The 22,404-nt window shown below is 44.3% G+C and carries 18 protein-coding genes; 6 read left to right on the top strand and 12 right to left on the bottom strand.

Translation table 11 applies throughout. The annotated features are described in order from the left end of the window. Nucleotides 1-59: 59 nt before the first annotated feature. Nucleotides 60-1,145 carry an XrtA/PEP-CTERM system-associated ATPase gene (locus tag OPS25_RS01820; protein WP_265615939.1) on the bottom strand — a complete coding sequence of 362 codons (1,086 nt, stop codon included), beginning with the start codon at nt 1,143-1,145 and terminating at the stop codon, nt 60-62. A gap of 93 nt (nt 1,146-1,238) precedes the next feature. Next, on the bottom strand, nt 1,239-2,672 hold the full coding sequence (gene hldE, locus OPS25_RS01815; RefSeq protein WP_265615938.1) for a bifunctional D-glycero-beta-D-manno-heptose-7-phosphate kinase/D-glycero-beta-D-manno-heptose 1-phosphate adenylyltransferase HldE: 1,434 nt from the start codon (nt 2,670-2,672) through the stop codon (nt 1,239-1,241). Between the two features lie 40 nt (nt 2,673-2,712). Between hldE and OPS25_RS01810 the strand changes: the two genes are divergently transcribed. Continuing rightward, nucleotides 2,713-3,057: a GIY-YIG nuclease family protein gene (locus OPS25_RS01810; RefSeq protein WP_265615937.1), complete on the top strand. Its 345-nt coding sequence runs from the start codon at nt 2,713-2,715 to the stop codon at nt 3,055-3,057. Here OPS25_RS01810 and OPS25_RS01805 read toward each other — a convergent pair. Beyond that, the gene (locus OPS25_RS01805) at nt 3,049-3,960 is read right to left on the bottom strand and encodes a DUF350 domain-containing protein (protein WP_265615936.1); all 912 of its coding nucleotides are present in this window, start codon (nt 3,958-3,960) and stop codon (nt 3,049-3,051) included. The genes OPS25_RS01810 and OPS25_RS01805 overlap by 9 nt on opposite strands. Before the next feature lie 123 nt (nt 3,961-4,083). On the opposite strand from OPS25_RS01805, the gene glnE reads away from it, so the two are divergent. Then, nucleotides 4,084-6,945 carry a bifunctional [glutamate--ammonia ligase]-adenylyl-L-tyrosine phosphorylase/[glutamate--ammonia-ligase] adenylyltransferase gene (gene glnE, locus OPS25_RS01800; protein ID WP_265615935.1) on the top strand — a complete coding sequence of 954 codons (2,862 nt, stop codon included), beginning with the start codon at nt 4,084-4,086 and terminating at the stop codon, nt 6,943-6,945. A gap of 67 nt (nt 6,946-7,012) precedes the next feature. On the opposite strand, the gene OPS25_RS01795 is transcribed toward glnE, so the two are convergent. From OPS25_RS01795 to OPS25_RS01765, 7 genes are all read right to left on the bottom strand, one after another. Further along, a complete protein-coding gene (locus tag OPS25_RS01795) occupies nt 7,013-7,633 on the bottom strand; it encodes a toxin co-regulated pilus biosynthesis Q family protein (RefSeq protein WP_265615934.1) in 621 nt (206 codons plus the stop codon). A gap of 83 nt (nt 7,634-7,716) precedes the next feature. Further along, the gene (gene lpxL / locus OPS25_RS01790; protein WP_265615933.1) at nt 7,717-8,643 is read right to left on the bottom strand and encodes an LpxL/LpxP family Kdo(2)-lipid IV(A) lauroyl/palmitoleoyl acyltransferase; all 927 of its coding nucleotides are present in this window, start codon (nt 8,641-8,643) and stop codon (nt 7,717-7,719) included. 99 nt (nt 8,644-8,742) lie between these two features. Continuing rightward, complete coding sequence (locus tag OPS25_RS01785; protein WP_265615932.1) at nt 8,743-9,000, bottom strand: DUF3081 domain-containing protein; 258 nt, start codon at nt 8,998-9,000, stop codon at nt 8,743-8,745. A 75-nt stretch (nt 9,001-9,075) separates the two neighbouring features. Then, nucleotides 9,076-9,630 carry an outer membrane beta-barrel protein gene (locus OPS25_RS01780; protein ID WP_265615931.1) on the bottom strand — a complete coding sequence of 185 codons (555 nt, stop codon included), beginning with the start codon at nt 9,628-9,630 and terminating at the stop codon, nt 9,076-9,078. A 24-nt stretch (nt 9,631-9,654) separates the two neighbouring features. After that, on the bottom strand, nt 9,655-10,881 hold the full coding sequence (locus tag OPS25_RS01775; protein WP_265615930.1) for a hypothetical protein: 1,227 nt from the start codon (nt 10,879-10,881) through the stop codon (nt 9,655-9,657). Then, nucleotides 10,853-11,599, bottom strand: a complete 747-nt coding sequence (locus OPS25_RS01770; protein WP_265616138.1) for an outer membrane lipoprotein-sorting protein — start codon at nt 11,597-11,599, stop codon at nt 10,853-10,855. The genes OPS25_RS01775 and OPS25_RS01770 overlap by 29 nt, the downstream gene beginning before the upstream one ends. A gap of 34 nt (nt 11,600-11,633) precedes the next feature. Next, nucleotides 11,634-13,952: an efflux RND transporter permease subunit gene (locus OPS25_RS01765; protein WP_265615929.1), complete on the bottom strand. Its 2,319-nt coding sequence runs from the start codon at nt 13,950-13,952 to the stop codon at nt 11,634-11,636. 229 nt (nt 13,953-14,181) lie between these two features. Here OPS25_RS01765 and OPS25_RS01760 point away from each other — a divergent pair, with 229 nt between their 5' ends. The 4 genes from OPS25_RS01760 to OPS25_RS01745 all read left to right on the top strand — a co-directional run bounded on the left by OPS25_RS01760 (nt 14,182) and on the right by OPS25_RS01745 (nt 20,539). After that, nucleotides 14,182-16,434, top strand: coding sequence for an acyl-CoA dehydrogenase (locus OPS25_RS01760; protein WP_265615928.1), 2,253 nt, complete (start codon nt 14,182-14,184; stop codon nt 16,432-16,434). Nucleotides 16,435-16,878: 444 nt separating this feature from the next. Next, the gene (locus OPS25_RS01755; RefSeq protein ID WP_265615927.1) at nt 16,879-18,903 is read left to right on the top strand and encodes a putative bifunctional diguanylate cyclase/phosphodiesterase; all 2,025 of its coding nucleotides are present in this window, start codon (nt 16,879-16,881) and stop codon (nt 18,901-18,903) included. Nucleotides 18,904-18,910: 7 nt separating this feature from the next. Next, nucleotides 18,911-19,501 (top strand): thymidine kinase, encoded by a 591-nt coding sequence (locus tag OPS25_RS01750; protein ID WP_265615926.1) that lies wholly within the window; start codon nt 18,911-18,913, stop codon nt 19,499-19,501. Between the two features lie 546 nt (nt 19,502-20,047). Next, nucleotides 20,048-20,539 carry a GAF domain-containing protein gene (locus OPS25_RS01745; protein ID WP_265615925.1) on the top strand — a complete coding sequence of 164 codons (492 nt, stop codon included), beginning with the start codon at nt 20,048-20,050 and terminating at the stop codon, nt 20,537-20,539. A gap of 12 nt (nt 20,540-20,551) precedes the next feature. Here OPS25_RS01745 and upp read toward each other — a convergent pair whose 3' ends face one another. Then, complete coding sequence (gene upp / locus OPS25_RS01740) at nt 20,552-21,181, bottom strand: uracil phosphoribosyltransferase (protein ID WP_265615924.1); 630 nt, start codon at nt 21,179-21,181, stop codon at nt 20,552-20,554. A gap of 54 nt (nt 21,182-21,235) precedes the next feature. Continuing rightward, on the bottom strand, nt 21,236-22,156 hold the full coding sequence (locus tag OPS25_RS01735) for a class I SAM-dependent methyltransferase (protein WP_265615923.1): 921 nt from the start codon (nt 22,154-22,156) through the stop codon (nt 21,236-21,238). Nucleotides 22,157-22,404: the final 248 nt, after the last annotated feature.

Raw genomic sequence — 22,404 nt, 5'->3', positions numbered from 1 at the left:
GGAACTATAAAGCCCACACTAGCGGGAGCGGGAAAGACCAACTAGTGAGGCCATTTTTATTAGTCTTCATCACCTTTTAGACGCACATAGGTGCGATATTTTTTCTTCAACAATTTATCTATATATTGCGTCAGCTTAATTTTATGACTAATGGCATCGTCCAACGCATCCACCAACTCGCTTAACATCCCTTTATAGTACTCGACTTCCTTAATTTCATTCCCATTGGGCGTAAGAACCTTTTGAGTAGGTTTGAAGGCTCCCTCATTAGCGCTATTCGCTCCTTGAGACTCTTGTTGCTCCTCTGGCTCTTCGAATTGTGGCGTGTGAGGAACAAACATCTCATCTTTCACTTCGTCTATTACCGCGTTGACCGCTTCTTCTGTTAACACCTCTAACTCTTCAAGAAATCCGTATAACAAAATACGGTCCATCAATGTATTGATTTTTCTTGGTACCCCACGGGTGAACTGATATATATGAGAAAAGGCTTTGTCCGATAACAGTCGGTGGCCCTGCCAGCCTGCGTGCTGCATTCGAAACTCAATATAATGTTGTGTCTCATCCTCGGTCATCGGCGCCAGATGACAAGAAGCCACAATACGTTGCCTAAACTGTTCCATATTTGGCGCGCGTAATATGGGTTGCAGCTCTTCCTGTCCTAATAGAAAACTTTGTAATAGAGGTTTTCCAAATTGTTGAAAGTTAGACAGCATGCGCAGTTCTTCAATCGTTTCGAGCGGCAAGTTTTGCGCCTCATCGACTAGTAGCAGCGCTCGCTTACCTTGCTTACTCAAGTCATATAGAAAGTGTTCGAGCACATCTAAAATATCAGCTTTGGATAGTCCGGCTACTTCTAAGTCAAATTTAGCCGCCACCATTTTTACCAATTCATCCGGAGATAATTTAGGCGTTACAATTTGCGCTGCGACGATATCGTCTTCGATTTCTGCAAGCAGGCTGTTAGCAATAGTGGTTTTTCCTGTCCCGATATCGCCCGTGATGACGATGAAACCTTCAGCTTGAGACAATCCATATTGAAGATAGGACATAGCCCGTTTATGCCATTTACTGGCAAAGAAAAACGCCGGGTCTGGCGTGAGCTGAAACGGCTTGGAATCCAGCCCATAATAACTTTCATACATGTATGTTACCGCTTATCTGTTTGGCTATGCTAAAAGTGCTAGCTTATATGAATAGCCGTTTGACAGCTATTCATGTTATTTACATATAATCACTTACTGTAGTTTTACGTTCTTACCGACAATTTGTTCAATTATACCCGTGGTCGACACACCTTCTTCAAAGTGGAGTACCCTGACTTCCCCACCATTGGCTTGTACCTCATTTGCACCGGCGATCTTTTCCACTGTGTAATCCCCGCCTTTTACCAGAACGTCAGGTAATAGTCGGCCGATCAATCGCTGCGGAGTCTGCTCAGAAAATGGCACTACCCAATCTACCGCGCTTAATCCCGCCAGCACCGCCATGCGTCTGTCGACCGAATTAACCGGCCTACCTGGCCCTTTTAATCGAGTCACAGACTCATCAGTGTTTACCGCAACTATCAATCTGTCACCTAATTGCGCCGCTGCCTGAAGATAAGATACATGCCCTGCGTGCAATATATCAAAACAACCATTGGTCATCACGACCCGTTCTCCATTGCTTTTTGCCTGTTCAACAGCGCGTATCAACTGATCTTCGTTCATAACCCCACCATCAAGGTGACCGCTTTGTTCATTCAAAGCTAATGCCAATTCTGTGGGTGTTATAACGGAAGTGCCTAGTTTACCCACTACTATTGAGGCAGCTATATTTGCCAGCACGCAAGCTTGTTGAGTTGTTTGGCCACACGCCAGCGCGACTGCGAGTGTGGATACAACGGTGTCACCTGCTCCGGTAACATCAAATACCTCTCGTGCTTTCGCAGGCAAATGAAAAGGAGCATCAGCACTGTACAAAGACATACCTTTTTCAGAGCGGGTTACGAGTAAATTATCTAGCGCCAGCGAGTCTTTCAAGTTTGTCGCCTTTTCCGATAGCTGAGACTCATGCACGATCTCTCCCACGATAGCTTCTAGTTCAGCCATATTAGGCGTTAATACACTTGCCCCTTGATACTTTGCAAAGTCACTGCCTTTAGGGTCAACGACAACGGGTTTGTGCTGTTTTTTAGCCTCATCAATCAGCGCTCTCACATCACTGAGCGCCCCTTTGTTATAATCAGAAAATACCACTAAATCTGCATTATGCAGTTGTGCTGAGAAATGCTCAGCCAGGGGCGTTTTATCAACCTGGGCAAAGCTTTTCTCAAAATCCATACGTAATAATTGTTGATTCCTGCTTAACACACGCAGTTTAGTGATTGTAGCGAACCCTGAAACAGGCAAAAAGCAACATTTCACCCCGTAGGATTCCAGCCTCGCTCGGAGTATCTGGGCATTGTCATCTTCTCCACACAAACCTAACAATGTCACCTTTGCACCTAATGATGCAGCGTTAATTGCCACATTCGCAGCCCCACCCGGGCGGTCCTCTATTTCATCGATGTTAATCACTGGGACCGGAGCTTCAGGAGAAATACGACTTGTGCCCCCTTTCCAATAACGGTCTAACATTATGTCGCCGACAATTAAAATTCGAGCTTGAGTAAAATCTGGTAGAATCATGATTTCTATTAATTTCTAAATATTGGTTACTAGTATAACAGTGGAAGCAACGGTTGAGGACTCACAAAAGCCTGTCTGGTATGTTTACCTGATTGAAACACATTGTGGCATGCTATATACGGGGTCAACCACTGACCCTAAACGTCGATTCAGGCAGCACTGTGGTGTATTACAGGGCGGTGCAAAGTTTTTAAAAGCCCGTAAACCGCACACCTTCAGAGCCATCTTTAAACTGTCAGATAAATCCACGGCCTTAAAACTTGAATGGCGCATAAAACGCCTGAGTAGATCCCAAAAATTATCCTTGCTCACGTCCCATCGACTTGACGAGGTTCAGCTAGTTTGTGCGCTTGATGCCGTTCAAAGTGATAACTCTTCAACCTAAGAACCCCAGCACGCCGTTAACTATTAGCGCTATGCCGATACTTAAGGTTAATGCCAAACACGCCACACCCACGTTATGCTGTTGATCAATTTCCTGACGAAAATCCATACCAAATAAGATAACGTGCTTACTTAGTGTTACCAACACCATCAAGGAAATAGTCAGTACCACAGAAACGCCGAGCCAGCCAGAAACATTGCTGACATACCCCACTGGGTTATAGTCTAAAAGACTGCCCGCTGAGGAAACGATGGTTGCGGTCCCTAGCAAATTCCCCGAATGTTCAATGGCAAGTGCTAACTGTCCTTTGCGCAAGGCGCCTTGAAATGAATCGTTTTGATTTCCCTTCGCATACCTTCTTTCAATTAGTCGAGTTAGCACCAGCAATACAGCCAGCACCACTAAAAAGCCTGTCGTGATAGCGATAATGGCATTTGCGTCACTACCATCAACCCAAAGCATCATGCTGCGCAAGATGATGGCGCTAGCTATCAGGCTTGCTGCATCAACTAGCGCTACACTGACGCTTCTGTCAGCGATCATCGCCTGACTATCGATTCGATTCAGCACGAGTTTGTCGTGCGCAAAGCGACCGAATTTAACCAGAATTATTCCCACCAGCCCGAAGGTTAGCATACCGACAGCGGCTTCTTCGTAGCCCAGGCCCACATGTCTGCCAACTACAGAACTTAGCACGATACAAAGCGATAACATACCGCCAGCGATGCTTATCCCAAAAGCAAAATTATCCTTGACCCCAAGCTCTTCGGTCACCGAACTTTTTCTGAATGCACCCGCCATCCACTTCAATAGCAATAACAACAACAGCGCCAGACCCAGGTCTATGAGTAGATACACCCACAGATCAGAAGGTAAGTCGACCATCTTTACAAGTGTTTCCATCTAACAGGTACCTTATTTCTGAATTAAAAAAACTTTTTGTATCAACGTATTGTCATTACCGAACTAGAGCAGATAATGTAGTTAATATTACTTTTTATATAACACTCCTTCAGCATGCATACGATGAGCGAAGAAAACAAGTTTATTCAAGCACGTAGCGAACATTTCTTATCGGAGATGAAGAATAAGTTGCCAACTATGTCGGATAGACATAAATGCATATTGAGCAAACTTGTAGGATATAGCGACTTCGCGGCACGACAATTAACCCGTCATCCCGAATGGATTGAACACGTACTCAACACTCTTGATTCCAGTGACATGAATTATGTTGAGGGTCTGGCCCTGCAGCTAGCCGATGTAACGACGCTTGAACACTTATATCAGGTGCTTCGTACCTATCGACACTTTCACATGCTGTGCATATGCGCACGCGATTTGTTGAATATCCAAGATATTGAAACGTCCTTGCGACACGTATCACAACTGGCTGATGCGTTAATTATGGGTGCATACAATTGGCTCTACACTTATTTTTGTAACAAGCATGGCGTACCTGAAGGTGAACATGGTCCGCAGCCTCTTATTATCCATGCGATGGGGAAACTCGGTGGCAAAGAGCTGAATTTTTCATCTGACATAGATCTAATCTTCACTTTTCCCACCAAGGGCACCACTCGGGGAGTTAAGAAACCGTTGGAACATCAACAGTTTTTTATCAGACTCGCGCAACAATTAATAGCCGCTCTAAATAAAATCACTGACGAAGGGCAGGTTTTCAGGGTAGATATGCGTTTGCGCCCGTTTGGAGATAGCGGCCCTTTGGCCATGCATTTTGCCGCGTTTGAAGATTATTACCAGGACCAGGGACGCCACTGGGAGCGGTTTGCCATGCTCAAGGCAAGAATCTTAAATCCGCCCTCTCCTTATACAGTTCAGTTAGAAAACATTCTCAAGCCCTTTGTTTTCAGACGTTATCTTGACTTCACTACGCTGGATGCACTCCGGGATATGAAGCAGCTTATCGCCCGTGAAATCAGGCGCAGACAGCTAGCCAATAATATTAAGCTTGGCGCTGGGGGGATCCGTGAAGTCGAATTTTTCGCGCAAAGTTTTCAGCTTATCCATGGCGGGCGTGAGCCTGCCCTCCAATGTAAGAGCCTAAAACAGGCCCTGTTTGCCTTGGTGGATTTAGACATTGTGGAAGAAGACGTTATTTCCACACTCTATAAACATTATTTATGGCTGAGGAAAACTGAACATACCCTTCAGCAACTGGACGACCAGCAGACTCAGACATTGCCAGCAGAAGAGTGGCAACTGTACATCCTTAGCCAAGTCATGCAGTTTGATAATATAGAGGCTTTCAAACTGCAATTAGCAAAGGTGATGGAAAATGTGCACAGCCAGTTCAATGATTTAGTGGAAGAAACACATGAATCCCATAGCGAAGACGATTCTCTCTTTATAAAGTGCCGAGACTGTTGGCGCATGCCTCTGGAACAGGACGAGTTTGTCGAGCTTTTCAGGGAGCATTTAAGCGCAACCGAATGTAAAGGCATCCACCAACAGTTAGAAGAGTTTAGTCAACAAATGAGAGGTTTTCGCTTAGGACAACGCGGCGAAGATTCGTTGAAAAAATTGATGCCGGAAGTATTGTATGTGTTAGTTGAGCAGCACCCGCAGCGCTCAGACAAAGTGTTAAGTGCCGTTCTTCAGGTAGTTAACGCCATTTTAGGACGAACTACCTATTTAGATCTGTTGCTAGAAAACCCTGACGTATTACAACAATTAGTGTCACTGTGTTCCCGAAGTGATTGGATAGCTAACCAAATCAAACATTTCCCGTTGCTGCTGGACGAATTGCTTTCGCCTGTATATTTGCAAAAACAATGTGTGAGTTTGGAAGAAACTAGGATTGAACATGCCGACGAGCTTCGTCAACACCTGCTAAGAATCGACCCAGATGATATAGAACAATGGATGGAGGCGGTAAGACAATTTAAGTTATGTCAGCAACTACGTATTGCGGCGAGTGATATCAGCGGTTCCCTACCTGTTTCAAAGGTAAGCGACAAGTTAACCGTGCTCGCCGAAGTATGTATCAGCACTGTTTTTCAACAAGCGTGGCAGCAAATCACGGCGAAATACGGAAAACCCGAACATTTGGTTGACCAGGACACCGGCTTCGCCATCATTGGCTATGGGAAATTGGGCGGATACGAATTAGGATATGGCTCGGATCTGGATTTGGTATTTTTGCACGATTCCCCCCCACAAATTCAAACTAGCGGCCCTAAGAAAATAGGTACGACACAATTTTATATCAAGCTGGCACAACGCATTATGCATTATCTCACTACCTCTACCTTGTTTGGCCGCTTATATGAGGCTGATCTGCGTCTACGGCCGTCGGGCGACGCCGGGTTAATGAGTTGCCATATTGAAGGATTTGCCAGTTACCAACAAACAGAAGCTTGGACCTGGGAACATCAGGCACTGGTAAGAGCCCGGGTGGTATGGGGAGGGAAAAAACTAACGGAAAGATTTAATACGATCAGACAGACCACTCTGGAAAAACAAAGAGCCAAGAATAAGCTTAGTGTTGAAGTAGTGGAGATGCGCCAGAAAATGCGTGACCACTTACTGAAAAAAGATGCCAAACAAATTGATTTGAAGCAATGTGAAGGGGGGATTGCTGACATCGAATTTTTAACCCAATACTGGGTATTAGCCTTTAGTTATGATCATCCAAAACTGGCTCAATATACTGATAACCTGCGAATCCTCGATGCCGTTGCGAAAGCCGAGATAACTGATAATAAGATCACCAACACCCTGAAATCGGCGTATTTAGCCCTGAGAGCGGAATACCACCAACTCACTTTGTCGGGAAATAAACTGGCGGACGACACCGATGAACTCTCATCAATCCGCTCGAGGGTAACTCAAATATGGAATGAAGTTATGTTGCCAGGTACGTGACTATTAAGAGTATCGATACTTGGCAACCTTATTAATAAAGCAACGTAAAATGTACTAATTATGTACCTCAAGAACGTTTCACTTCACTGCATTCGGCTTTTAGGTATTTGGTTTTATTTTCTGTGACCACCAACGAACGTTGTTTAGGGCAAATATACGTTCTCACTTCACCTGAAAAATTACTGTCTATCGCCGTCGCAATATCTGAGAGCGCTTTCACAATGGTACCGTCAATCTGAAAATGGTGTTTGATGACAAAATCTTGATCAAGATCCCAAATTACTTGCATCCCTTCCAGCTCGGCATAGGATGAAATAGTTTCGCGAAGCGTCCCTCCCGCTTTAAAACTACGCAGCTTATACTCACCTACCCAACGTTTGTTGATAGGCTTAAGATCACTGGACATATCCTGAAGTTTACTGTCGAGGTTTTGCTCACCATTCGTCACATCAAGAACAAAATCACCATTATTTTCTTTAATCTTTTCGTCAGACGACATGCGAAATTCTCGATAGAAATCGCTCAGTCCATCTGCAACGCTTTTTTGCTTGGTTTCACCTTCGGGAACCGGCGCAGATTCGTTTTCAGATTGCATGTAAATTAAGACCCCGGCGATAATAATTAGTGCCAGGGCTAACCCTAAATGTTTTGCCCAAAACATTGAGCTAGAAAAACCTTTTTGTGCCATATTCTTACACCGTAATTTACGCACAACACCGTTTGCTAGCGGCTTATAATATTGGTATCGGCAGCGCGTGTATTATTGTTATTTTAATAGAGTGACGACGCCATGTCGTGTGGCCTTGTTTTAAAGCGTTTATGCATCCACAAATAGCTTTCTGGCTGTTCCTGGATGATCTCTACTATGCGTGCATTAAGCAGTGTCAGCGCTTCTTCATCATTCATATCAGCCAGCTCGGACATAGCAGGATATATTTTAACCTTATATCCATCACTTGTGTACTGAGACGTTATAAGAAGTGGAACGCAATTTGTACGTCGAATAAACATTAGCGTCGCAGTGGTGGTGGCGGTCTCTTTTACCCCTCCAAATGGAACAAAAATACTTTGCGCCCGGCCATAATCCTGATCGGGTAAATACAAACACAACTCGCCTTCATCCAGTGCTGATAACAATGCTTTTGCATTCCGTTTGTGAATCATATATTTATTTGATTGGGCACGGCCGCGGTACTGCATAAAATCGATCAGGTCATTATTATGCTTACGGTAAAACCCTACTGAAGGCCACGTATACCCCATTCCTCTGCAAGCAAATTCCAGATTTACATTATGCAGGGCCATACCGAAGACGCCTTTGCCTTGGGCAAAAGCTTTTTCAATATGCTCAAAACCTTCAACGTGAAAGACGCGCTTTACCCGCCACGCTGGCCACCACCACCCCATCGCGGTCTCAAAAAGTGCCATTCCGGTACGTTTAATATTTTCCTGTAGCAGCTTTTCGCGTTCATCTACCGACATCTCGGGGAAACAAAGTTCAACATTTCGTCTGGCTACCAGCACACGTTTAGGCGCCACCCTGCCCATTAGTAAACCCACCTGAGCGCCCAGCCAGCGAATAACAGGAAGAGGTAACCAGGTGACGAGATACAGCGCAGCACTACCCAGCCATATAGGCCAATACTGGGGTAAAAGAAAGCGTAGGGAAAATTTGGGCGGCTTAATGGCAGCAGACAACGATACAATTCCAATAGTTTTTCAGATATTGTACCCTCTTAGTGCCTTGCATTGAAGTACGAGCAGCATTGCCTGACGTTTAGTCAGACAAATAGTGAATTAATACTGTTCGTCTATTTGTTTCAGTTTTTTCTGAAACTGTTCGAAATGTTCAGATGACTCATAATCAAAGTGGTATTGATTATGAAACCCAAATTGCAGCTTCACCTTGGGATCTTCCACAAACAACGTGTAACCGTCTAGATCAGTAAAGGCGGTAATTCCGTTTAGACGATACTTATCATCCTGTTTTTCACCAAATTGACGTATCTTCTCAAACACTTGCAGTAAGAATTTGGCATCCAGCTCGTTTTTCATAGTATGTTTTTCGCTTTTCACTTTTCGCATTCAAAAGAGGTCTAAACAAAAGTACTGCGTTTATACCAATATAGATTAGTTAAAGTTATACCGAATACCCAAATTAACCACATTTGCTTTAAAATCTTTTTCGCCACGAATATGCTCGATTTCCAAACGGATCATCGTTCGTAAGGTTAAATGATAGTCAAATCCCAAGGCTATCATACCACCCAGCAATCCTTCATCGTAATCACACAACCCAGACATTGCTGACACACTGCCTAACGTACATGATTGTGCATCTGCTGGTTGATAGCCCTGCACATCTATATTCATCACGCCTAATTTATAAAACAGTTCACCCACCTGATGGCCAGCTTTACCCAATACAGCAAGATACATGGAGGACGCTTTCATTGCAGTCATAGCTGCCTTTTCATCAAGGAGTTGGCGCAAGCCTACTTCCGCATACCACTGGCGCTTGAATTGATGACCAAGGCCGAGCGAGTAATTAACGCTATCCGTTTCCAGTTCATTAAATTTCAAATCGGTATAGCCAGACGTTACGACCCCGTACATTTTCTCGGTGGCGAACGCATTAAAGGAAACGCTCACGCAGAACGCCCCCATCGCAAGTATTTTTTTCATCACTATTATTGTTATTTTAAATGGTTAAAAGAAATGCTCTAAAGATAACTGAATATGATCATCTCGTCTTAAAAAATAAAAAGTATCCGTTTCATCATCGGACGAAAAGAAGTATGCGTCTATCTTCCAGCGCCAACTATCTGTTATTCGGCTCGATGCTTCCACAAACCCACTGTACGTTTCAAAATCATCCAGATCCTGAATATAACCAAACAAGAACTCAGTACCGTCTATATCATTCCATACCCAGCGCACCCCTGTCATCAGGTCATTCTGGCCGGTGGCGAAAAAATTGTCATCGCGTTCATCATATTGATATTCCATCAACAACCCTAAATCGTATTGGGTATCAAATACACCTACACTTGTTCGCTCAAACCCAGCTACCGCCGCCGCAAAATCTTCACTTTGCCCTGTACGGTAAATACCTTCAAATTTTAGTAGCCACGCACCCTGTACCTTGAGTAAGTCAACACCAAACTGTTCGATTTGCGCATAGTAAGGCCTGATACTCGCGTTGCCAGTGCCGTCGAACTGGGTAAGTAACTCAGGTTCACGGGATGTACCATCAAAAAAAGATACGCCTACTTCCCATTGCCCAATACTGTTGCGCCAACGAAGTGCGTAATCGACATGAGACTGTTCATCGTCAGACTCATATAAAGCATTGTCGCCGTCAATAGGAATCGGCGGACGAAGACGTCCATCCATTCCCGCAAATGTTCGCTCTCTAAAATAGGGTAATACAAACGCCGACAATGTGCCCCAGTCACCAAACACATTTAAGTTCACCATGGGTTGGCCAAGTTTATCTTCGCCATCTACTGCTTCAATTGAGTCAGTCTGGTTAATAATATCCACCAAATGGATAGACTCGGTTTGTCCCCAAAAAACGTGTGCCACGCCAACTCGTGTTTCCCAGTTCTCAGACGCATGCAGCCATTGCAGCTCACGTATATCGAAATGAGTTCTTTCTTCGTCATGCTGGTCTATCCGGAAAAAAGGCTTGAATAGAATGCTGTCAGCACGGTCATTCCACTCATAATAAAACTCAGGTTCAATATACGCGGAAAGGTACTCACGTTGTTGTTCTGGGTAAGCAGCGTCCTGCAAAAAATAACGGGCTTCAATACCAGCTTGTCCCCCAATATCCACCTCTGCCCTGGCTGAGAAACTAACAAGTAGAAATCCTGCACTCACTAAAATTGTTTTTATCACGGTTTTATCTTGCTCTTCGTAAACTGTTTTCATCAAAATCTGAGTCTTCTAACCCGACACCAAACTCTAATTCATGTGTGATTAGCTCAGTGGATTTTTGGGTTTGAACGTTATACATGAAACTTTTTAAAGGCCGCCAGAACTTATCATCAAATAACGTATAGTCTTCGAATTCCAGTGTTTTTAGCAAATCGCCTTTCCGATCGAAGAACTCTACCTTCCTCACCCGGTAATGCTCTTTATCGATCCACACAATTTGCTTCGAATAACCTGAGAAGTCGTCTTGCGGGATTTGCGTGATGACATACACATCGTCACCCTGATATGTATCTTCCCGCAAGAAGTCGTAGGTAAATTTATCCACCTCAAATGATGTCATGTCTTCAAAGGCAAACTCACTACCCATAAACGGACCCGACTTATTTTGAGAAGCTATGCGTTTTACGCGCTTAAGTGCAGGCAAATAAATCCATTGTTCATCCGGCTCTTTAGAATGAGAAAAACTGAGGAAAGCCGTTCCGCTGACATCCCTTGGCGAGTCGAAGATAGTCAAGGCTTTATCTCCATCTTCCTGTACTTCTAACGTCTTCACACGCAATCTACGTTCTGATTCCTGACCCTGTGCATTCCTTAAAATCATAGACATATCAGCCAAAGAGTTATCCCAGCCACGATCGCTGTTTTTGCGCTCAGTAGCAATGCGCAACCCTTCTTTTTCTGATTCTTCATCAGCCTTAACGATAGGTGTCATTAATATGGCACAGGTGATCAGGCCCCCTAACCAATTATGTTTGTTCGCTAATCGGATCATGCTTAACCGCCCCTTTTCGTTTGTTTAACCACATTAAAAATGCGGGTAAGAATAGTAAATCTATTAATAATGCAGCAACAATGATAATGACTGTCAGTGCCCCCATGTCAGCATTCAAGGCGAAACTCGATAACGTAAGTACACCAAAACCTGCTGCTAATACAATCGTTGTAGTGGTTAAGGCTAACCCTACGGTTCTGAATGCATAATGAACAGCCTCTTCAACGGTTCGTCCTTCCTGACGCGCCACCTGATATTTTGAAAGAAAATGCACCGTGTCATCTACAATGATACCTAACGTCATGCTTAAAACCACCGATAAGGCCATATTGATTTCGCCCGATAGTATCCCCCATACGCCAAATCCTACCCCTGCGGGGACCAAGTTGGTGAGGAGACTCACTCCACCTAAAAACCAGGAACGTAGTGCAATGACAATTAAACCTGATATCAAAACCAGCGCTAGTAACGTTCCGCCCACCATACTTTTCATATTGCGCTCACCAATGTGCGCAAACATGAGCGGTGGACTTGCCGCTTCCAAACGCAAATCCGGTGCCAATTCCGCAAATCTGGCCTTAGCGCGGCGTTCGAACTCAGTAAATTCCTTACTGCCCAAATTATCCAATACGGCAATGACCCGCAAAGCGGATTTATCAATATCTATCTGATTATTAAGATCAAGACCGTAGGGCAACGACATCTCGTAGAGCAGCAGGTATTGGGACGCCAGCTCTCGGTTTTCTGGCAAACGATAAAATGCAGGTTGATCTGCATGCATATTCATGTTCAACCGCTTCATCGTATCGGAAAAGCTTAGTACGTGCTGAACTTCAGGCTGCGTTTCCAGCCACGTGGCGAACTGCTCGATTTTGGTTAAAAATGCCGGATCGGTTATCCCATACTGTTCATCGGTATAGGCAACAAAATCCATATTCGACATTCCACCAAGATACTCTTTCTGAACATCAACGGCCTGACGAAAGGTACTTGACTCATCGAAGTAATTCACCGCCACATCGTTCAACTCGTTCTTAGCGGAGAACAATGAAACCGCTATCAGGATGAGCGCAGAGACAGGCAAGACCTTTCGGTAATGCTGGGTTACCCACTTCCCTGCTTGCTCAAAACTCTGTTGCTTATTTGCCTGCGATGACGCCCCTTTAAACGGCATCAAGGTGAGTAATGCGGGTAATATCGTCAACGAGAATACGCAAGCCAACATCACGCCAACCGCCGTCATATTGCCAAGGTCAGCGAGTATAGGAACCGCAGAAAAATTCAACATCAAAAAGCCAATGGCGGTGGTCACACTGGTAATAATGATGGGTTTTTTGTTGATAAGCAGACTTTTGTGTATCGCATCAGATTTAGACATGCCTGTATCTAAAAACAGACGCATGCCCACAATGATATGTATACAGTCGGCGACTGCCAAGGTCGTCACCATGGTGGGCACATTTACGGTTGCCGTACTTAAAAACAAACCGTACCAACCGGCTAGCCCTAATGTGATGGAGATGGACGCCGCAACAATAATCAATGTTGAAATAGCCGCATATAGTGAGCGGGTTAATAGCCCAATTAATACAGTAATAATTAAAAACATTAGCGGCACCAATGTTTCCGCATCATTTTGGGCGGCCACGGCAAACGCATCGTTCATTATCACCATACCATTTAAATAGATTTGGTGGTCTGGATAGGCTGCTTCATATTTTTGTTCAAGGGTGCGGGCATAGTCAGCAATTTTGATGACTTCCTTGGTCTGGTCTCCATCAGGCAATTGTACTGTTACATCAACTACCGTGACCTTCCCTTTATCTGATACCAATCGTCCTTCAATTTCGGGTGTGGAACGGACTATATCCTGCACCCAGTTAATATGCTCTTGATCTGTCTGACTTTTCCGAATGAGATCAGTAACAATCATGTCATCTTGTTCAGCGTAGGTGTGCTGGTAGTTGGAAAGAGATTCTACCCGTAATGATAAAGGGAGCTGCCAGGCATCTTCCGTAAGCGCCTGGGTTAACTCAAACGTACCAGGCTGATAAACGGTACCGCTGTCCGGCACAATCAGAAAGGAAACATTTTCGCTTTTATTAAAAATGTTTTGCATTTCTTCAAAGGCGACACGTTGGGGATTGTCCGCTTCAAAGAAGACTTTGTAGTCACCACGAAAATAGAGGTTTTTGGCACCAATCGTCGCTAAGACGCAAGTAACCAGGAATAACGCCAAACCTAATTTAGGGCATTTAATAAACCATGCAATCCAGTTGGGAAGTGCTCGCATCAATGATTACCTGCTTTTTATGAATCGGAACAATAGTTTGGGATTAAGTGTATGCCACACAAGCGCTTTTTTCGATACCCAAGTACGAAAATCTATCTCAGATTATAGCGTGTACTGCAGCTAACGATCTGTTCGGGTATAAGGATCGCTTTTTTACGGAAAATTTGATCTTTAGATAAAAATATGTAGTATGACTACAAACAACTGGTCAGATGAGCGGATGAGTATTATGAGTATCAGAACTAGCTTGAAAAAAGTATTGCCACCAATTTCGATTACCGAACAAGAAGCCCTTGATGCGGGCGATGTTTGGATCGAGTCTTCTATTTATCGTGGTAAACCGGATATGCAAGCACTACGCTCCATTCCACAGGCAAAGTTAAGCGCAGAAGAGCAGGCCTTTTTAGATGGGCCCGTTCAACAATTGCTTGAAATGGTAGATGATTTTGAATTAAGCAATGACAAACATATCCCCCAGGAAGTATTAGATTTCTTAGGTGAAAATCGCTTCTTCTCGATGATTATCCCGAAGAAATTCGGTGGTTTAGAGTTTAGCCCTTACGCGAATTCCACCATCGTTGCGACTATTGCAGCCAAAAGTGGTGCGATTGCCGTTACTGTCATGGTGCCTAACTCATTAGGTCCAGGCGAACTATTAATGCACTACGGTACTGAAGAGCAGCAAAACTATTGGTTGCCTCGTTTGGCCGTTGGAAAAGATATCCCCTGCTTTGCATTAACCAGCCCAGAGGCTGGGTCTGATGCCGGAGGGATCCCTGACGCAGCTATCGTCACTAAAGGGGAATATAACGGCGAAGAAGTACTTGGGTTATCTGTTAGCTGGGACAAGCGTTATATCACGCTTGCTCCGATTGCGACGGTACTTGGTCTGGCATTTAAAGTTTACGATCCGGAGCAATTGTTAGGTGATAAGCTGGAACTGGGCATCACTTGCGCATTACTCCCTAAATCACACCCAGGTGTGGAACTGGGTAATCGCCACGACCCTATGGGAGTACGCTTTTATAATGGTACTACGCGTGGTGAAAATGTATTCATACCGATGGATTTCATCATTGGTGGTCAGAAAAACATTGGTCGAGGCTGGCAAATGCTGGTGAGCTGTCTAGGGGCAGGTCGCGGTATTTCACTTCCTGCCATGGGTACAGCGACGGGTCAATCTGCGTTAAAGAGTACCGCTGAATATGCCTTCGTACGTGAGCAGTTCGGTCTGCCAATTGGTCGTTTTGAAGGTATTCAAAGTAAAGTAGCTGACATTGCAGGGAAAACTTTCTTGCTTGAAGCAATGCGCGTGTTAACAACTGAAGGACTTGGGCTGGGTGTAAAACCAGCGGTAGTGACTGCGATAGCCAAGTACCACATGACTGAACTGGCGCGCGACGTACTTAATTCAGCGATGGATATTCAGGCAGGTAAAGCGATCCAACGAGGCCCCCAAAATACGCTGGCTGGTGGCTATTCAGCTTTACCCATTGCCATCACTGTGGAAGGGGCAAATATTCTTACCCGTAACCTGATGATTTTTGGTCAGGGGGCGATGCGTTGCCATCCGTACCTGAAAGAAATGGTGGATTTGATTCATAGCAACGATTCATCCGCCGATGGGGAATTTAACCAAGTATTGAGAAAGACGATTGGGTTTAGTGTCAAAAATGCTTTCCGTAGCTTGGGTAAGAGTTACCTGCCGTTTATCCGCGAAGCGGAATCCAGTTTACCAGAAGTGCGTGTATACGAAAAACGTATGAATGCGTTAGCTGCGAAACTTGCCCCGCTGGCGGATTTATCATTGCTTGTATTGGGCGGTGATCTTAAAAAAGCGGAATTGCTTTCTGCTCGCCTAGGCGATGTGATGAGCTATCTATACGGTGCGATGGCTTCCATCCGCTTTTATGAACAGCGTATCGAAGACCGTAAGTTAGCTAAGCCTTATTTTGATTATGCGATGCAATGGTCACTTCAACAGGGTGAGCAGGCAGTTGTTGATTTCATCAACAATTTCCCCAATGCAGCGACTCGAGGCTTGATGCGAGTGTTAACAAATACGTATTCTAATAGCGTAAGCAGTATCAGCGATGACTTACTACGTGAATTGTCGTTAGCGGCTATGCAGGATGACAGCGTCAAAGCCCAGCTTACTCATTTAGTTCGCCCTATTCCTGGTGATGGGAATGATATTAACGAACAGGCGTTTAAAGCCAAGCATGCTGTAGCGCACTTACTGACGAAAGTACAAAAAGCATTACGCAAAGAGCCGGTTGTGCCGTTTTTATCGCTGGAGAATGCGTTGAACAAATTGCAAGCAAAAGGGGTCATCTCAGCTGCTGAAGCGACATTACTTCACGATTACAATGAGAAACGCAAGCTTGCAGTTCGTGTCGATGAATTTACTTTCGATATGGAACTGCTTGACGCTAATGGCAACCTCCCAGCGGAAGAATCAGCCAGACAAGACGCGGCATAGCAGAACTGTAAAGTTATCTCTTAGGCAACCTCCGGGTTGCCTTTTTTATTGCCACTTTGTTATACCATTCCGCTAACACAGGGAGTTAGTATACAGTTGAGAAGCACATTTATAGGAGTAACTAGGCGGTAATGTACAGTTAACGAGCACCCTTTTGGGCTTAGTTTTCGGCCGGAAGACATAGTTTGCCAGTTTCTTTAATTTGAAAGGGAGGCATTCTCACCCGTTAGAGGTGCAACATCTGTATTGTGTTCAGCCCCCTCTCGTCTTTTACGGCATGGGTTTTCGCTACAAAGGAAGCTTCCATCACGAGGCAAGGAGATTTCAGCGGGAACTTGATTGCCTATGTCCATTTTCACACGAGTAGATTTAGACTGTATGACGTATTTCTTGTAATGTACTCTCTACATTACTAATTTTAAAATACTTAGGTAGGCAACCAGCTTGGACGTCAAGTCATTGTTATTAGCCCGACCAGAAGATCAATATAGTAGCTATGACGTGATATCACTGCTTCATGGCAATATTCTCATTGGTTTGCTAATGACAATATTGGCCATGGCGTGCCTGGTATTTGGTTTCGAGAACCCCGCGATTCATTCAGTCAAATTGTATTTTTGGTATACGTTAATTGGCATTGTAATGCTTCGCCTTGCCGATACTCTTTATTGGCGGTTGGCCTTACAGGGCACGGACTACGATCCGGAAATCCCGTTAATTAGATTTTCAGCCGGCGCTATAGCCAATATCACACTTTGGTCAGCGTACGTAACTGTTTTGTACCACCACATGAACACGATGGAAATTATGACTACTCTAGTCATCGTGTCTGCGATGGCTGGCGGGGCTGCCACGCTACTTGCACCAAGCCGGCCACTGGTTTCCCTCTACTGTACGTTGCTGATACTGCCTGTCTCAATTTTGGCACTTACTGACATGCGCTATGAGTTTAACGTTATCGGAACCCTTGGCGTCGCCTACTGGATACTTTTATTTAGCATTTCTCTCAAATCCAGCGCTTTTTTCAGCAAGGCGATTGAGATAAAAAAAATCAATGAATCGTTAATTAACCAGCTTAAAAGCGAACGCAACGAAGTGGCCAGGGCCAACGAAGCGTTAAAAAGTATCAATGAAAAGTTGGATAATTCCAACGTTACCCTTGAAGAGGAAGTACTGAAGCGTACCGATGACATTCACCGCTTATCGAACCGTGACCCGCTGACTGAATTATTGAATAGGGCGGGATTTAAACGTCATCTTGAAAGCATCATTAAAACCAGTCGTAAGCATGATAACGGACTGGCTGTACTATTCGTCGACTTAGACGGGTTTAAACAAGTCAATGACAGCTTGGGGCATCAAATTGGCGACAAGGTGCTTATCGAAGTAGCTACGCGATTGCGACGTTTCTGTGAACCCGATCATATTGCTCGCTGGGGCGGGGACGAATTTGTAGTGGCCCTACCCTACGCCAACCGGGATACCGCTATCGCGGTTGGGCAGGCCGCTAGAAGTGGGCTTACGATTCCGTTCACTGTGGATGAAAATCAAATTTTACTGGATGCCACCATCGGTATCGCCCTTTTCCCTGAACATGGAGAGTCGGCTTCGACATTGATTCAAGAAGCCGACGTCACTATGTATGAACAAAAGCGCATTCAACCGGGAACAGTGGGGGTATTCAATGCAACAATTTACGATTCCTTGCGCAAAGAGCAGGCATTGAGAGATGGATTACGTCAAGCAATCAATCGACGTGAGTTTTCAGTGGTGTACCAACCTATCGTTAATGGTCTGGACAATGGGGTTTGGGCTGCCGAAGCGCTGTTGCGATGGACATTCCACGATACACCTGTCAGGCCTGATTATTTTATCCCCATTGCGGAAAAAATCGGACTCATCCACGAAATTGGAGACTGGGTGCTTAATCGTGCCTGCATCGATGCAACGCAATGGTCTTTAGGACATAATGTAGCCGTGTCCGTCAATGTATCGGTTATCCAGTTAATGGATAATAATTTTATTCAATCCCTTGATCGGGCGTTAAAAAGTTCAGGACTTGCACCCGAAAGGCTACACCTGGAAATCACTGAGTCGGTGTTTGCCGACAACCGAGAAAGAGTGCAGCGACAGGTTAATGCGATCAAGTCGCGCGCAGTACAAATTTCGATCGACGATTTCGGCACCGGTTTTTCGTCACTAAGTCAACTGCAAACCCTTAATTTTGACCATATCAAAATTGACCGCGCTTTTGTGCAGAATTTAGAGGAAGGCAGTGATACTATCATTCGAGCAACCTTACTAATTGCGAAAGAATTTGGTTACAAGACGGTAGCAGAAGGGATAGAGACACGCGATCATGCAGAACGTTTAACGCGTATGGGTGTAGATTTTTTGCAGGGTTATTATTATGCTCGCCCCCTCCCTGTGCGTGAGTTGACCAACTGGTTCGAACAACACCAACAATAATAAAGATATGGCACAATTATATTTCTATTACTCTGCAATGAATGCAGGCAAATCAACATCATTGTTACAGTCCGCCTATAATTATCGCGAGCGTGGTATGCATGCGGTTATCTTTACCGCAGCGATTGATAATCGTTACGAAGTAGGCAAAGTCACTTCGCGTATTGGCTTGCAAGCAGAAGCGCAGCTATACCAGGAGAGCGACAATATTTATCAGCGGGTGGCGGCACTTCAGGCCGAAAGGCGATTAGACTGCATCTTCATTGACGAAGCACAGTTTTTAACTAAACAACAGGTAATGCAAGTTGTTGAAGTGGTTGATGAACTAGATGTGCCGGTTTTAGCTTATGGCCTTCGTACCGATTTTTTGGGTGAAACCTTTGTCGGGAGTCATTACCTGTTGGCCTGGGCGGATAAACTGTTTGAACTTAAAACGGTTTGCCATTGTGGCAGAAAAGCCAATTTTGTCGTGCGTTTAGACGAAAAGGGCAATGCGGTTACCACAGGCGATCAGGTGGTAATCGGGGGGAATGATCGATACGAATCTATGTGCCGAAAGCATTTTAAAGAATTAGTCTGGGGCGATTTAAGTGGGTAACCTATTCCGTTGATACGGAATGCCACCCGATTTTTTTATTTCATAGATAGAAATCGCAGCCGGCTTTTTTTTGTAAAACTCATCCTCACGTATACGACGTTTTCGCCATGACTATACATAGTAAACGTAGTGGCAGCCTAACCCCGAACACCATTCAAGTGGTAGCATTACGCTTAGTAACGAGGGGTTCAAAGAAAACAATGGCTGGTTAGCCCAGAATTTAAACAATTATCTGCGTTTATTGGCCATACAAGCATACGTGATGGATGTGAAATTTTACCGGCAGTCACAGCGGAGCCCGCCACTTCATTACCCCTTATGGAAATAGTAACTGATTCGCCCCATCCGCCAGAGGGCCCGGTTCACCTACATCATTTCGTGGCTCTACTAATCCGTCTATTATATAAACATTCTTTCCAGTGAAAGAGACTTTTTAGTTAATAAGTCAAGCAATGCACAATCTCATTTTGCTACTTTTCAGTTCGTTAATTTGATATGTTCATCTATACATTGCATTTGATCTCCTAATTCGTAGTAAACCCCATTATGGTTGACATTGATCCGCTCACTGATCTCACGATAAAACTTAGCCGTCATTTAGTAAGCAGAGAAAGCAAATTTAAAGAAATATGCGTCTGCGTGAGTCGGGTGATACGCAGTGCAAATAGGATCTCTCTGTGGCAATTTAATGAAAGTAGAAATGCAATAACCTGTTTGTGTTTGCTGGAAGATGACACTTTTTCATTAGATGTTGATCAGAACTTGTCAAGTACATCATGCCAGGATTATTTTTCCGCACTTTTCCAAAAAGACGTGGTAATAGCACCTATCGCACAAGAACATCCAGATACCAGTTGTCTGAGTGATTCCTATTTACAACCTAATAACATTTATTCACTGTTAGATTACATCTTCCATCAAGATTTTGTACCCATTGGAATTATTTGTTGCGAGGCAACAGACGCGCCAGTGGCTTGGACTGAGCATGACGTTGCTATGTTGAGGCGAATAGCCAATATCACTTCAATGTTTTATTAGTCGTTGTGTGCATTAGCGGGTACCAAAAAGCTTATCCCCGGCGTCACCCAGGCCAGGCAATATATACCCTTTCTCGTTAAGTCGTTCGTCAATTGATGCGGTGAAAATATCGACGTCCGGGTGCTTTGAAGTGACCGCTTCGATCCCTTCAGGTGCAGCAACCAGAAATAGCCCCATAATATGCTTACAGCCTTTTGATTTTAATAAATCGACGGTGGCGTTAAAGGTGCCTCCAGTGGCCAGCATAGGATCCACAATTAACGCCATGCGTTCCTCTATTTGCGCTGCCACTTTGTCAAAATACGGTACCGGCTGTAGCGTTTCTTCGTCTCTGTAGAGGCCGACCACACTGATTTTTGCGTTAGGGATCAACTCTACCACCCCGTCTAACATACCTAATCCCGCGCGTAAAATAGGTACGATGGTAATTTTTTTTCCTTTAATGCGTTGGACTTCTATATCGTCACCAGTCCATCCTCTTATCTTGACCGTTTCAGTGGGAAGATCTCGGGTTGCTTCATAGGTCAGCAAATTACCTATTTCGCTGGTTAAATCTCTAAAATCCTTAGTACTGACATTTTCTTCACGCAACAAACCAAGCTTATGTTGCACCAACGGATGTTTAATTTGATGCACTGACATCACACTGCCTTAATTTCGGTTACTCTATAATTATTTAAACAGGAAACACCGGATTTAGAAAGCATGGTGGCGATTTAAGTTGGTATCGGTGCTCTTTTTTCGAATGACAAAGACCAAGTCATTGTGTTGCCAGGCTAAATATCCAAGCGATAAAAGGCTGATGAGCATAGCGCTGTATTTCACCATTAAACTGGAGAGCCGCCTTTTCTTTATATAGTTATTTTTACCTAACTCTGTTACGAGTTCCAGATTATTCCTCTTACAATAATCTCTAATCCCAGCACGGGATATGCAGTCATCGTAAACGACTGGGTAAGGTGCGAAACCTGGTTTTCCTGCATTTTCACATTGTTTTACGTGGCGATAATAAAAAATGTGCGACCAGTGCGGAGAGTGACGGGCAAGAAAGCCATATACAGAGTCGCGATCAGGAATTTTTAAGATCAGCAAACCATTTGGTTTAAGCCAGCGATCAAAGTTATTCAACACCTGTACGGCGTTTTCGATGTGCTCCAATACAAAAGCGTTATAAATTAAATCAAACTGCTGAGCGGGTAAGTCTAATACCCTCAAATCTCCAACAATTGCTGTGTTCAAGTCGCCACTATTTTGCATTCTCAGAGCTAGTGCATCTTCGTCGACATCAATACCTGTAAGCGTGTAATCAGTGCCATTTAAATCCAGAGCCCAACTTTGCCCACATCCAGCTTCAAGAATAGATAGATGATCGAGGTTAGAAAAGTGCTTACGCACATAGTCAGCGAGCAGCAATGATTCCACTTTGGAATTCTCAATTATTTTAAGGTCCCGCACACTCGCATTCCTTAGATACCCTCGCTGAAATTGAATTATGACCCACTCGTTTACGTTCGGGGTGGATATTTCGTTCAGCAGGATCAGGAACATGCTAACAACTATCGCCCCGCTCTCAGCTGGACTGGCAGTGAGCCGGCGGATGGTTACTTGCGATGGCATATTTCTCAAGTGTCCAGATTTTTAACATCGTGAGCATCTCGCGAAATGGGAAACTATAATATTCAACAACTTACACAATGGCATCATTAATGCTTAAGTCATTTTGACATAATTAAATTCAACCATATTACACTGTTGAATTGTTTTCTCTGGTCAGTCTCTGGCTACTCACTACGAAAAAAGCGAACTAATTTAGTTCGCTTTTTTTCGTTTAGCATAACTCTCAACTGGCTATATCTGCAGGTTAT

The sequence above is a fragment of the Alteromonas aquimaris genome (assembly GCF_026183695.1).
GTDB classification, from domain to species: Bacteria; Pseudomonadota; Gammaproteobacteria; order Enterobacterales; family Alteromonadaceae; genus Alteromonas; species Alteromonas aquimaris.
The sequence above is the reverse complement of the archived record's forward strand: the minus strand, read 5'-3'. Positions and strand labels throughout refer to the sequence as shown.